This window comes from Gordonia sp. NPDC003422 (assembly GCF_053588675.1).
In genome coordinates, this window is the sequence record NZ_JBSFQL010000032.1 from 12,276 (window position 1) to 25,997 (window position 13,722).

Sequence of the window (13,722 nt, forward strand, 5' to 3'; positions counted from 1 at the left end):
CCCGGCGCCGGTCACACTCGGCCCGCTCTGGCCAATTGGGTCGCCCGCTTCCGGCGTCACCGTTCTAGGCGTTCTCGCCCGGTGCGATACCCAACATGGACAGCAGCATCCGGCACTCGTCGGCGTCGGTGGCGTAAGCCGCAACGACGCGTCGCGCCGAATTGGCGGTCTCGTCGGCTACCGGCTCGAGCTCTTCGTCGGCGATGTCGGTGGTCTTCGCGGGCATCTCGTCCCCTCGTTGTGCAGTCGCTGGTCTGGGCGCGCTGCCGAGAAGTGGCAGCGCTGCGCCCTGATCGATTCTACCTGGCCGTGATTGCGCTCATACCCGACACCGGTCGGGCGGACGGTTTCACCGACGTTGGCGGTACTCGCGCGCGCCGAGTCGGCGCCGCAGCAACCATTCGGGTCTGGTCGACAACTGGGGTCGGCGCAGCGACCGTGCGACGAACTCGCCGAGCGTCACCCCCGCGGCAAGTGCACAGCCGACGCCGAGCGCCGCGGCCACCCAGGTGAAACCGTCGAGGGTCTGGTCGTTGAGGATTCCGTAGAGCCCGCGATAGACGGCGAGGCCGGGCAGCAGCGGTGTGATGCCTGCGACCGCGACGACCAGTGGTGGCGTCAGTGCTCGGCGCGCCAGCAGGCCACCGATGAGCCCGACGCAGGCGGCTGCGGTGCCGTTGGCGATCACGTCACCAACCTGCAGGAAATACGTGACGCCTGCGACCACGCCGGAGCCGATCAGGCCGCCGAGGAAGGCGACCGGCAAGGCCCGCTTCTCCGCGTAGCTGGCCAGCGCATAGGCACATGACGCGACCGCTCCGGCGATCACGCGTGAGGGGATCTCGACCGCGTCGAAGCTGGTCGACGTGGTGATGGTCGGCAGGTAGATGCCGGTGAGTTCGAGGATGCGGATGGCGATGCCGACCCCCGCGATGATGCCGCCGGTCATCAGCAGCAGTTCGAAGAACCGCGCCACCCCGGTGATCGGGGCGCCGGTGATGGCGTCCTGCACCGACCCGACGAGCGACAAACCGGACAGCAGCACGACGATGCCCGCCGCGATGACCTGCGACGGCGCGATCGTCACCCCGAGGGCCTCGGCGTTGCCGAAGACCACCGCGGCCGGCACGACGGCGATGAATCCACCCGCAACCTGCTGGAAGAACACCGGGGTGCCGATCCGGTTGAGCCTGCGGTTGACCGTGACGGTGACGACGGTCGTCAGGAACGCGAGAAGGCCGACGAGAACATGTCCGCCGAGCAGGACCGCGATCCCCGACGCCATGACGCCCCAGGCGACGGTGGCAACCGCATGCGGGTACGGATGCGGCGCGGCGATAATGTTGTCGACCATCTGGTGGGCCGTCGACGGAGTGATCCCGGTGTCCCGAATCCGACGGATCAGCTTGTCCACTTGTGCGAGACGGGTGAAGTCCATCGAGCGGTAGTAGACCTGCTCCATCGTCGTGATCGGTGGGAGGGTGGCGCCGCGTCGGGCGCTGACCACGATCGTGTTGTAGGTGACATCGACGTCGATGTCGGCCAGCCCGTAGGCGCCGGCGACGAACTTGATCTGGCTCTGGGTGTCGATGGCGGCAGTGCCCGAATCCAGGAGTACCGCACCGATCTTGGTGGCGAGGTCGAGCACCTCGGTGATCGCCGCGACGTCGAACCGATCGATCGGTTTTCGCGGCGACACCATGATGCTGCCGGGTTCGATGGTGTCGATCGTCGCCTGGCTGGTGCCGGTGAGGCGACGCAACGCACTGCCGATATACTCGCGCACGCAGGCCTCCTTAGCTCAGTGGTAGAGCACTCGCCTTGTAAGCGAGCGGTCGTCAGTTCAATCCTGACAGGGGGCTCCACGCACGTTTTGGGCCCCGACGACAACGGACGTCGGGGCCCCGCGTGTTCCTGAGTGTGACGAGACTCATCCGGCTATATGGTCGGAAAGCGTGGCGCACATTCGGTTCGCACTGATGGGTCTGGCTTGTGTCGTCGCGGCATGCATCATCGGCTTCACCCGGCCAGCGCTCACCCAGGACGCGTATCCGAATCCCATCATCTGCTCGGCGGCGTGGCACAAGAGCGTCATGCGTGACACCGCCGCCGCTGCGGAGTCGAGTTGCGCGGCCCTGACCTCGGAACGATTCGTGTGGGCGACGACGTTGGGCGCGGTCGGCGGCGGACTGCTGCTCTGCGCACTTCCCTGGCAGTTGATCTGGCGCCGGCCACCCAAGTCGTCTGAGTCACCCGAGTCGTCTGAGTCACCTGAGTCACCCGAGTCACCCGAGTCACCCGACGCAGCGAAACCCGAGGTGTGAGGTCGCGGAGTCGTCGGACTGCGCGGAGCGCGCGGCCGGCCGGTAGCGCCGGCAATATTCGGGCGCGCAGATGAACGATCCGCCCTTGGTGACCCTCATGACCTGCGGTGATGTGGTCGGTGCCAGGAGGTCGGGTCGACCGTCGGCCTCGACATGAAATTCGCCGACGTGTACCGCGTCGGGCACGACGTGGCGCGGTGTGAAGACGTCGGAGGTTCGTTCCCACACGTTGCCGATCATGTCGACGAGGCCGTACCCATTCGGGGGGTAGGTGCCGATCGGCGACGTGGTGCCCCAACCGTCGCTTTGGAACGGGAACCGGCCCTTCCACGTGTTGGCGAGATCGGCGCCACCGGGATGGAGTTCATCGCCCCACGCATACTCCCGACCCTCCAGACCGCCCCGCGCCGCGTACTCCCACTCCGCCTCGGTGGGGAGTCGGCGTCCGGCCCACCGCGCGTAGGCCGCGGCATCGCGATAGGCGACGTGGACGACGGGATGGTCGGGCACAGCTCCGACGCTGGACTCCGGCCCGTCCGGATGACGCCAGCACGCACCGGGCTGCCAGCGCCACCACTGTCGCCAGTCGGCCAGGTTCACCGGGTGAGTGGTCGGGGTGAACACCAGGGCACCCGGCACCAGCGCGGCCGGGTCGGCGTCGGGGAAGTCTGCCGGGTCGATGGGCTCCTCGGCGACGGTGACATAGCCGGTGTCGGCGACGAACTCCGCGTACTGGGCGTTGGTCACCGGGTGACGTTCGATCGCGAACGCCCCGACCGTCCGCTCATGTGCCGGCCGTTCCTCGGGGTAGTGGCGGTCCGAACCCATCCGGAACGTGCCGCCGGGCAGGTCGACGAGTTCGGTGAGGGCCACATGGTCGAGGCTATCGCCCCACCCCGTTGACCGTGCGTCCCAAATCGTTGACTGGACTCCCACGTGGTCGTTGTTTATTGCGGCGCAATTTCGGACACCGCCTCAGATTCGCGGCATGATTGGGACATGGCAGAAGACAACGACGTCGACGCCGAGGTACCCCGCCCCGTCGTGACCACCCACCTCGGGCCCGTGCGCGGGCGCCGAGCGGAATCGACGGAAGGTGCCGTCAACGTCTGGCGCGGCATGCCGTTCGCGGCGGCCCCGGTCGGCGAATTGCGTTGGCGCCGTGCGCAACCACCCGTTCCGTACGAGAATGAATTCGATGCGGGCGCCAACGGACCGGTGTGTCCGCAAGAGAAGAATCCGGCGATCGCTCTCGGTCCCGGAACCGAGATGTCCGAGGACTGCCTGAGGCTCAACGTATGGGCGCCTGCCGGCGCCACGCCGGAATCCAAACTCCCGGTGATGGTCTGGATTCACGGTGGCGCATACGTTTTCGGCTCCGGGACGCAGCCGCTCTACGACGGAACGCAGCTCGCGGCGACCGGTGACGTGGTGGTCGTGACCTTCAACTACCGACTCGGCGCACTGGGTTTCGCGGACCTGTCGACGCTCGGCGAGCAGTTCGAGACCAACACGGCCCTCAGTGACGTACTCGCCGCGCTGCGGTGGGTGCAGGAGACGATCGAGGCGTTCGGGGGCGACCCGGCAAACGTGACGGTGTTCGGCGAGTCCGCCGGCGGCGGCATCGTCACCACTCTGCTCACCATGCCGGTCGCCGAGGGGCTGTTCCATCGGGCCATCGCGCAGAGTTCACCGGCAACCTCGATGTACGACCACGACCGAGCCCGACGCGTGACCCGTTCCTTCCTCCGCGCGCTCGGCATCGGCGCCCCGGATGGCGAAACTCCCACTCCGGAAGCATTGTTCGATCCCGATCCTGCTGCGATCGTGGCCGCGTCGATGCGGGTTTTCGCCGACGTCCCTGCGGACAGCCCCGGCACCATCGCCTTCGCGCCGGTCATCGACGGCGACCTCGTGCAACGGCACCCGATCGACGTCTACCGCGACGGGTCGTCGCTGCCGGTGCCACTGCTCATCGGTACCAACCGCGACGAGGCGAACCTCTTCAAGTGGATGAAGTCACCACTCATGCCGATCACACCCCACGACATCACCCGCATGTTCGCCGACATTGCGCGCGAGTACCCGCACGTCACCCTGCCCGCCCGCGCCGAGATCATCGCCGCGTACTCGGGATTGAAGCCGAAGGTCGCCGGCCTCGGCGTCGCCCGCGACGTCGCGTTCCGGATGCCGACGCTGTGGGTGGCCGACGCGCACTCCACGCGAGCACCCGTGTTCGTCTATCGCTTCGACTGGGCGACGCGAATGCTGCGGGCACTACGACTTGGTGCGGCACATGCAACCGAATTGCCTTATGTCTGGGGCAATCTCGTTGCCGGATCTCGTGACATCACCTTTCTTCTCGGTGGTCGTGCCGATGGTGCTGACGTGTCTCGGCGTCTGATGAGACGCTGGACATCTTTCGCCAGGACCGGTGTGCCGCACACCGACGAGGTCCATCCGGAATGGCCGGGATATCACACGGGCACGCGCTCGGTCCTCGTTGTCGACGCCCAGGATCGCGTGGTCGACGACCTCGACGCGGACCTCCGCCGCACCTGGGGCGACGAGGTGTTGGGCTTCCGTTGATGTGCGATTGTCAATTTCGTTTCTGAACAGACATGTTGGGCCCCAGTCACTCTGAAGGCCGGATGCGATCTCCGTCACATGGCGACTGCTCGCGTTAGCCAATCGTGATCATCGATCGTAGATTGAGGTTGCCGTCTGGCAAGAAGATTTCAACTGAATGAATGGAAGGTCCAATGGGTCGGGAAAACATGGGATTGGACATGTCCGCGGGGGGCTCGGCGACGCTGTCGCTCGGCGCCGACGCCGGGCGTCGTCGTTGGATGAATCGTACGGTGGGGGCCGGATTCGCGGGTGTCGCGATGGCCAGTGCCCTTGCGATGGCCACACCGTCGGCCAGTGCCGGCGTGACCGGCGCGCAGTCGGTCGCGGCACCGTCGGTGGCCATCTCGCAGGTCGCCGCGCACGTGGCGCCGCGGATCGCGATGACGCCGATCACCCCGGAGAACGTTGCAGGACCGAATGTCCTTCGCCTGGTGGCGATTCCGTCGTCGGCGGTCCTCAACAACGCCGGGGTCCTGAAGGATGTACCGGGACGTCATGAGGCCGCCTCACCGGAGGCCATCGGCACTTCGACGATCGTCGGTGCCATCGCCGGTGGCGCCATCGGCTTCGGTATCGGATTCTTGGCGGCGCCACTCGTCGGCACCATCGCGTCGGCGGCGGCCACTGCGATCGTCGCAGCGACTGGCGCGGGCGCTCCTGTTGCTCCGTTCGTCCTCGCAGTCGCGTGGCCGCTTGCGGTCATCGCCACTCCGCTCGTCGGCATGGGCATCGGCGCTGCGATCGGTGCCGGTGTGGGTGCGGCCATCGGCGCCACCTACGTGTCGGCTCCTGCTCAGGTTCCGGCGCCGGAACGCGTTGCGGCACAGGCTCCTGTGCCTGCCGTCGTGCCCGCCCCGGTTGCCGAGGTCACCGAGAACCCGACCGTGCAGAACATTGTCACGGCGGTCGATCGTGCCATCGACGCGAACCCGCAGCTCGGCCCGGTCGGCGATCTCGCCCGGTCCTTCCTGCCGAAGCACTGAGTCTGCTTCTCGCACAACAACGCAAAGCGCTCCGCGGGTCGTCGGTTTCTCGTCGAACTGCGGAGCGCTTTCGTTGCGTCGCCGCCCGCGAGTCGGCCGAAGTGACCTGCGCCACGATGATTTGCGGCCGAGCTGAGACGCAATCTAGAGTTCGTCTCGTTGTCAATGAGCAATGTTGTCAATGACCAATGACGAAGTCGCCTGGGTCGGGGGTCTCCCGGTGACGTCCTGACGCAAAGGCTGCAGCAGTGACCCATGCCCGGACTTCGACTCTCGACACCAGCGCAAAGGTGTGGAGGCGTACCACGATCGCGTTCGTTCTCGCCGCGTGTGCACTGCTCACCTCGGTGCCGTCGGCCGACTCCGCACCCAACCGGACGCCCGGTCTGAACGAGATCTTCAACGGCTACGTCCTCGGCACCTTCACCGACGGACGAGTGGCGTCACCGCAGGAGATCTTCACGCCTCTCGTGTCGAACGACCCGTTCTTCCGCGAACCCCGCCTGCGGGGCGACGAGGCGCCCGGAAAGATCGTCAAGGCACGCCGAGTCGCGGTGCAGTTCACCGGTTTTCGTCCAGGAAATCTCGACGCATACCAGCTGATGTACGTGACGCGTGGCCTCAACGGTGAGGCCGAGATCAGCACGGGCATTCTCATGGTCCCGGTCGACGGTCGGTCCGACGCCACTCGTCCGGTGATCGGGTATCAGTTCGCCAACGACAGCGTCGGCGCCTACTGCCATCCGTCGACGATGTGGACGGGGAAAGATCCGATGGACGGTGCGTCGTGGTCGGCGTTGGGGCCACTGGCGATGATGTTCGGCAAGGGGTACGCCGTGATGGTCAGCGACGTCGGCAACAACGCGGATCCGCGGCCGCACGGAGTATTTGCCGGAAAGTTCGGAGCCAACGCACTGCTCGACGGCCTGCGTGCCGCGCTGGCTCACCGTCCGGCGAAACTCTCTGCCCGCGCACCTATTTCGATGTTCGGCATCGCCGGCGGTGGCGTGGGCGCGGCCTTCGCCGCCGAGCGGGCCGCGGACTACGCCCCGGAACTCAACATCAAGGGCACGGTGCTCGAGGGGATGGCCGTCGATCAGCGCAACTTCATTCGCACGTCGTCGGGGTCCATCGGTTCGGGCTTCGCCTTCGCGACTCTGCTCGGCCTCGAACCGCGCTACCCCGAGATGAAGATCGACGAGAAGCTCTCTCCGGCAGGCAAGGCCCTCGCCGACGTCTTCCGGACCCAATGCCAGACCCCTGCGTACTTCGCGACCCCGTTCCTGCCGTTGCAGGCACTGTTCAAGAACGGTCAGCATCCCGCCGACATCCCCGACTTCCAGCGCGCCTATCGCGACAACGTGCTCGGCCACCAGGCACCGAAGGCGCCGGTCCTCATCGCGTCCTGCGTCGCCGACGACTCGTTCATGTCGATCGTTCCGGCTGCCGACGCGCGCAATCTGACGAGGCAATACCGGCTCGGCGGAACCCGGGTGGACTATCACCCGACCAACTGCAGCATGGTCAACTTCCTGACCAACATGTACGGCTGGGGCACCGACCTCTTCGGCATGCAGACGATCGACTGGATGGCGGCACGTCTGAAGGCCTGAGCCGAAGAGTTCGGTGACCGGTCCTCTGACCTGGGAGAATGCGCTTGCGTAGTGCCGAAAAATCTAGGGGAAGAACTTCCTCCCCTAAGTTCCAAGCCGTCCCCGCGAAATTTTGTGGGGAGGACTCCAAGGGTAGGGGAAGAAGTTTCTTCCCCTACTTTCTTGTGTGGCCTTCGGCCGGACGACCACCCCTCGTTCGAGCGCGCGTCGGTGTGTCGCGAATCCAGAAAGCGAGCGCTGATCTCGCTCAGCAACCCGCCTTGATCTCGGTGTGCGGGAGGTACGCCTCCTGCTGGCCGTCGGTGAGTGGGGGCGTGCTGTTGCAGATCCAGTGTTGGGCATCTTCGACGCGCATTGTCTGCTGGTAGACCGCGCCGGTGGTGTCGCCGCCGGTGACGATCATGTCGTCGGCGGTCGTCAGCGGCGGGAACTGCCACGTCGTGGTGGAGTCGGTGGTCGCGAGCAGCGGAAGCACCGATTGCTGATCGGACAGTTTGCCGTCGGCACTGATGGCGAAGCTCATGAGTTCGTGGGTGGAGGTGCCCACGATCACCCGGGACGGGGCAAGCGACAGCGTCGACACATGCATGTCGGTTCGCCGGTCGATCGGCGTCGCCGGGCCCTCGCCACGGGGCAGATGCCAAGTGCTCAGATCCTTGGAGGCGACCACGAGCACATTGCCGTCGTCGGAGAACACGGCCGCGGTGACCGGTGCGACGTCGTCGATGATCGCGATCGGCTCCGCCCGCTGTGCGGCGACGTCGTAGATGTAGACGCGTTTGTCGTCGGAGGTGACGGCGAGGCGATCGCCCTGCGGGCTGAACGCGATACCGCGGATCAGGTCGGACGGGCCGCGCAGCACCGGCCCGAACGGCGTCGGCCGGTTGGGGTCGCTCGTGGTCCAGAGACGAACACTGAAATCGTCGGCGCCGGTCGCCAGGATGCCGCCACCCTCGAGGCCGGTCGGCGCGAAGGCGACCGGTGACGAATACCGGGTACCGATCTCGAGTTTGGCTGCGGCACGCGGACGCGACGGGTTGCCAATGTCCCACAACTCGACCACGCCACCGTTGTTGTTGGCCGTGGCGACTTGTGTGCCGGTGGCGTTGACGCTCACCCGCGGATGGTCGTTGACGCGACGCTGGATCGGGGTGCGCGACCGAAACGTCAGCACACCGGCATCGTTGGTCCACACGTTGAGGGTGGTGTCGACCCCGACCGTCGCCAGAATGCGGGCGTCCGCGCTCTGGCCGATGCCGGTGATGGTGCCGCCGTGGTCGGGGTGTGTGGTCGACGGCAGGCTCCACACGTCGAGCGTGCCATCGGATCTGCCGGACACCAACTCCGACCCGTCCGGACTGAACTGCGCGGAGAACGTGCGCACCGAGCCCTGTTCCGACGCGGTTTGCAGCGCCCACTGCGTGATCGGCGTGGTCGGGTTGGCGGTGTTCCACACGGTGACCGTCCCGTCGGCCCGTGCTGAGGCGAGCTGATTGCCTGCCGGACTGAAATCGATCGACCACGAGCCGGCAGTGGTGTTGGGCAACGACGTGCTGACCGGGACCGGTCGCTGCGGGTCAGCGACACTCCAGATCTGGGCGTTCGGGCTGTCGCCGGTCACCGCGAGTTGCCGGCTGTCGGGGCCGAACGTCACCGAATGGGTGATGCTCGGGAACCCGGCGATCGGGGCGCCGACGGGCACCGGCGTGGGGCCCGTTGTCCAGAGTCGCACCACCCGGTCGTCGCCGCCGCTGGCGAGCAGTCGCCCGTCCGGGCTGTACGCGAGGGTGCGCGCCGCCGCGGAATGTCCCCGCAAGACGGCCGTCTCGACCGGGGCGCCGACCGCCGGCACCGAGAAGATGGTGATGGTTCCGTCGTCCGACGACGCGGCCAGCGTGGTGCCGTCGGTCGCGAACCGCACCATGTAGACCGTCCCGTGTCCCGGCGACATCGTCGCGGCCAGCCGCGGTGCCGACGGTGTGGAGATGTCCCACAGCCGGACCGTCCCGTCCCCGCTGCCGGAGGCCAGCAGCGGCCGGGTGGGGTGAAAACTCACCGATGTCACGTACTGCCCGAACCCCGTCATCACCGCTTGCTGACGGTATCCGGCGGCGTCGGCGCTGCGTTGCCAGAGCCGAACCTCTCGATCACCGCCGGCCGACGCCAGGAACCGGCCGTCGCTGTTGAAGGCGAGGTCGTAGACCGGTCCGGTGTGGCCGGTCAGTGGGTAGGCCAGCGGGCTGGTCGCCGCGCCGCGGACGCGGCTCGTCACCGTCGGGTCGTCGGGGTAGAGGTTGTGCGCGACGAGGAGCAGTCGCGCGGCCAGCGACGGATTGGTCTGCTGCATGCTGTCGATGTGGGACAGGAGCGCTGCCCGCTCGGCCGCGTTGCGCTGCAGGGTGAGGTCGTGGGCCTGCCGCAGTCCGATGGCGGCCGTGATGGTCGACGCGACCGCCAGACCGGCGACGATGACGGCCGCGACGATCAGGAACAGACGTCGGCGGCGCTGCTGGGCGGCCGCGGCGTCGAGGAACTCGTCGTTCTCCTTACTCAGGAGGTGCTGGTACGTGCGCCGCAACGATGTCCGATGGTGACGTGCGTCGTCCAACCGCGAGCCGGTGTAGAGGAACGACCGGCTACGACCCGAACTCACCCACGACTCGGTGTCGGCGTCGAGTTGCTGGCGCCACAGATGGGTGCCGGAGTCCGCGGCGATCCACTCCGCCAGACGCGGCCAGGCGGTGAGGACGACGTCATGTACCAACATGACCGAGTCCGTGGACACGGTCAGCAGGCGAGCCTGGGCGAAGATGTCGATGACCGACGAGACGGTCGGCGGGAAGCGGCTCGCGATCGTCGCCGGGGCGAGCGGCACGCGCAATGCGATTCCGGCCGGGCCGACGTGCACCAGACCGAGCAGCAAGGCGCGGGCCAGGTCCTGGTCACCCGGGTCGAGTGCGGCCCAGGCGGCCTCGGCGGTATCGGCGACGGCACGCGCGATGCCGCCGGTCGCGCGGTAGGCCGACAGGGTCATCCGGTTCCCGGATCGGCGCGTCCAGGTCGCCTGGAGGACGTGGGCGAGCAGCGGTAGTCGTCCGGCCCGGTCGCTGACCGTCGACGCCTCGTACAGGTCGGTGATCATCACGTCGGCCAGGCCGGATTCGATGCGGCCGCCGGCGATACGCACCGGACCGGTGATGACCTCGCGCAACTGGTTGCGCGTCATCTCGGAGACGATGACGCACCGCGACTGCCAGGCGTCGGCGAGCAACGGGAACTCCACGCACTGTTCGAAGAAGTCGGCCCGGATGCCGAGCACCACCACGGAGTCGCGCGCCAGCCTTTCCACCTCCAGCAAGGTGGAGGTCAGTGCGTCCGGTTCCAGAGAGAAGGCGTTCTCGAACTGGTCGATCACGATCACGGCCGGGCTGTCGCCGGAGTCGGCGTCGGTGGGGTCGAGGCGAATGCCCGCGGGCCCGACGGTCGCGTGACTCGGTGTCTCGAGGCGCCGGTCGCGTGCCAGGCCCGCGCGCAGGAGCGACGACTTGCCCGAACCCGACACCCCGGTGACCACGACGATCCGTGCCCCGGGACCCTGATCCGTCGCACCGCCGGGCGCCGGCTCGCAGGCAGCCGCCAAGATCGTGTCGACGAGCGTCGTGACCAGATCGTCCCTGCCGAAGAACAGAGAACTGTCCGCGGCGGTGAGCGTCGCCAGACCGGCATACGGCCGGGTGACCGGTGCGGTGGTCGCGTCGGTGTCGAGGGCCTCCTCGAGGTGACGGTCCCAGAGTTCCCGCCATTGCGGGATGCTCAAGACGTCGGCCTCGCCGGCCGCGACCGCACGCGACGTCAGCCAGAGGAGAAGCGGCTCGACGGTGGCGAAGTCGCGCGGCAGATGACGCCCATTGCGCCAGTCGCTGATGCGTTGGGCGGACGCCTTCGCGCGGGAGGCAGCAGCGCGGAGCGTGGGTCGTCCAGCTTGGACGAACAGGCGCGCCAACGCCTCACCGAAATCCACTGACCATCACCCACGACCCCGACCAACCGAACACCTGAAACTTGCAGGCTCAATCATCCGGTACGTGTCGGCGCGACGCCAATGCAGGTGACCCCGGCCACGTGGTGAGGCTGTCCTTAGTGCCGCCGATGCCAGGTCAAATGACCTGATTTTGTCCGGATCCGGAGCACATGCTGTCCGGTCCGGATTCTCTAATCGCGTCCTGACCAGTATCTTCATCGGGTTATCCGAGGGTGGACTGGAGACGGCCGGATGTTTGGGGTGAGCTTATGGAGCGCGTCGGGGGAGGCGCTGCGGAGGACGGACGAACGGACGACACACGGAGGTGCTTGCACCGCCTGTCGGGGGTTGTGTGTCGCACGTCGACCGCATCCGCAATGGGGTACCGGGGCCGGAGCCGATGGGGGTCGGCCCGGTCCCGGACCACCCGCCTAATCTCGAGGCATGAATTCCGAGTTGCCCGAATCCGCATCGGTAGGCCGGGTCCGCAGGCACGCATCGGCCGCACTTCCCGACGGTGGGTTCCCGTACAGCGCGACGGTCGACGCGGGACCGCTTCTCTTCACCGCCGGGATCTCTCCCTTCGACCTTTCCTTGCCAAAAGCAGCGATCGATTCACCCGGGGACGTGGTCGCCCAGACCCGTCGGTGTCTGTCGAATCTGGACGCCGTTCTCACCGAGCGGGGTGCCGGATTCGCCGACATCGCGAAACTCACCGTCTATGTCGCCGAGCATCTGCAAGCCGACCTCGCCGTCGCGTGGAACGCCGTCGTCGAGGCCTTCGGTGGTGATGTGCCACCCGCCATGATCGTGGGGGTGACCGTGCTGCCCTACGACGGTCAGGTGGTGGAGGTCGACGCCGTCGCCGCGCTCGGTGCGCGTCAGCCGTGACGTCCCGACCGCACATCGACGACGCCGAGCGTCGAACCCGGCTCATGCGTCGGCACCGACTCGCCGCGGAGAACCCGGCGGGCGGGGTGGTCGACGCCGCGGACGCGATGGTCGGGCTACACGCGACCACACCGTCGACCGTCTACCTGTCGGCGTGGGCGCGCATCCCCGACTTCGATCCGGACGACATGACCGCGGCCCTCTATACCGATCGAGTCCTCGTCAAGCAGCTCGCGATGCGGCGGACTCTGTTCGTCTTCAGCCGGCCGACGCTAGCCGACGCCATCGGCGCTGTCGGGCCACGGGTGACCGCGTCGGAGCGCACCAACATGCTGCGCGACCTCCGCCGCAGCGACAGCCCGGACGGTCCCGACCACTACGACGATCCCGACGGCTGGATCGACAAGGCGCGAGCGGCGGTGCTCGACGAGCTCGGGACGGAACCGGCACTCACGTCGACCCAACTCCGCGAGCGGCGCTCCGAGCTGGACGGCTACATCGTTCACGGCGCCGGCACGAAGTGGGCGGGCCGGGCGCCGATGGGGCCGCGAGTGCTCAACATGATGAGCGCCGCCGGCGAGATCGTCCGCGGTCCCAACGCGGCCGGCTGGCACCTGTCCCGACCGTCGTGGGTCCTCATGTCCCGATGGCTCGGCGCGCCCTTGGAGCCTGTCGACCCGGCACAAGGGCATCGCGCGATGATCGACCGTTGGTTACGCGCGTTCGGCCCGGGAACCGAGACCGATCTGGTGTGGTGGCTCGGGTCCACCAAGACCGCGGTGCGCGCCGCGCTTGCCGACCTCGATGTGGTGACCGTCGATCTCGACGGCGGTCGCGTCGGATACGTCCACGCCGACGACCTTGACCCCGACCACCCCGTCGAGCCGTGCGCGCTGCTGCTCCCGGAACTCGACCCGACCACCATGGGCCACAAGGAGCGCGACTTCTACGTCGGCGACCATGCCGCGCACGTCTTCGACACCAACGGCAATGGCGGCCAGACCGCCTGGTGGGACGGTCGGATCGTGGGCGGGTGGTCGCAGAACCCGGACGGCGCGGTCGAGGTGCATCTCCTCGAGAAGCTGCCGGCAAGCGCCCGCCGCGCCCTGGGTGAGCGCGCGGACGAACTCGCCACCTGGCTCGGCGAGGTCCGGCCGAAACCGGGCTATCCGGCGCCGTTCATGCGCAAGCGATGAGTTGGGCGTCTGCGGCTGGTCGACCACCAAGGGACCGGAAACCACTCATCGAGAGGACCCGAC

At 67.5% G+C, this 13,722-nt stretch carries 10 protein-coding genes and 1 tRNA gene; 7 read left to right on the forward strand and 4 right to left on the reverse strand.

The annotated features are described in order from the left end of the window. Positions 1–64 precede the first annotated feature (64 nt). Together ACWDTF_RS21685 and ACWDTF_RS21690 are read right to left on the reverse strand one after the other, a co-directional pair. Entirely contained in the window at positions 65–226 is a 162-nt protein-coding gene (locus tag ACWDTF_RS21685) for a hypothetical protein (RefSeq protein WP_240861986.1), read from the reverse strand. 123 nt (positions 227–349) lie between these two features. Then, complete coding sequence (locus ACWDTF_RS21690) at positions 350–1,786, reverse strand: threonine/serine exporter family protein (protein WP_240861988.1); 1,437 nt, start codon at positions 1,784–1,786, stop codon at positions 350–352. 4 nt (positions 1,787–1,790) lie between these two features. On the opposite strand from ACWDTF_RS21690, the gene ACWDTF_RS21695 reads away from it, so the two are divergent. Both ACWDTF_RS21695 and ACWDTF_RS21700 read left to right on the forward strand, forming a co-directional pair. Next, a tRNA-Thr gene (locus ACWDTF_RS21695) sits at positions 1,791–1,865 on the forward strand. Between the two features lie 90 nt (positions 1,866–1,955). After that, positions 1,956–2,324 (forward strand): hypothetical protein, encoded by a 369-nt coding sequence (locus ACWDTF_RS21700; protein ID WP_433257871.1) that lies wholly within the window; start codon positions 1,956–1,958, stop codon positions 2,322–2,324. Here ACWDTF_RS21700 and ACWDTF_RS21705 read toward each other — a convergent pair. After that, entirely contained in the window at positions 2,295–3,152 is an 858-nt protein-coding gene (locus tag ACWDTF_RS21705; protein ID WP_240862038.1) for a formylglycine-generating enzyme family protein, read from the reverse strand. The genes ACWDTF_RS21700 and ACWDTF_RS21705 overlap by 30 nt on opposite strands. Before the next feature lie 171 nt (positions 3,153–3,323). Between ACWDTF_RS21705 and ACWDTF_RS21710 the strand changes: the two genes are divergently transcribed. From ACWDTF_RS21710 to ACWDTF_RS21720, 3 genes are all read left to right on the forward strand, one after another. After that, positions 3,324–4,913, forward strand: coding sequence for a carboxylesterase/lipase family protein (locus tag ACWDTF_RS21710; protein ID WP_449755058.1), 1,590 nt, complete (start codon positions 3,324–3,326; stop codon positions 4,911–4,913). A 200-nt stretch (positions 4,914–5,113) separates the two neighbouring features. Beyond that, positions 5,114–5,938: a hypothetical protein gene (locus tag ACWDTF_RS21715; RefSeq protein WP_433257875.1), complete on the forward strand. Its 825-nt coding sequence runs from the start codon at positions 5,114–5,116 to the stop codon at positions 5,936–5,938. Between the two features lie 248 nt (positions 5,939–6,186). Further along, positions 6,187–7,551, forward strand: a complete 1,365-nt coding sequence (locus ACWDTF_RS21720) for a lipase family protein (RefSeq protein WP_449755059.1) — start codon at positions 6,187–6,189, stop codon at positions 7,549–7,551. 247 nt (positions 7,552–7,798) lie between these two features. Here the strand turns inward: ACWDTF_RS21720 and ACWDTF_RS21725 are convergent, their stop codons facing one another. Further along, a complete protein-coding gene (locus tag ACWDTF_RS21725) occupies positions 7,799–11,572 on the reverse strand; it encodes an nSTAND1 domain-containing NTPase (RefSeq protein WP_449755060.1) in 3,774 nt (1,257 codons plus the stop codon). A 444-nt stretch (positions 11,573–12,016) separates the two neighbouring features. Between ACWDTF_RS21725 and ACWDTF_RS21730 the strand changes: the two genes are divergently transcribed. Together ACWDTF_RS21730 and ACWDTF_RS21735 are read left to right on the forward strand one after the other, a co-directional pair. Further along, positions 12,017–12,463 (forward strand): RidA family protein, encoded by a 447-nt coding sequence (locus ACWDTF_RS21730; protein ID WP_449755061.1) that lies wholly within the window; start codon positions 12,017–12,019, stop codon positions 12,461–12,463. Continuing rightward, on the forward strand, positions 12,460–13,659 hold the full coding sequence (locus ACWDTF_RS21735) for a winged helix DNA-binding domain-containing protein (RefSeq protein WP_449755062.1): 1,200 nt from the start codon (positions 12,460–12,462) through the stop codon (positions 13,657–13,659). The genes ACWDTF_RS21730 and ACWDTF_RS21735 overlap by 4 nt, the downstream gene beginning before the upstream one ends. Positions 13,660–13,722 lie beyond the last annotated feature (63 nt).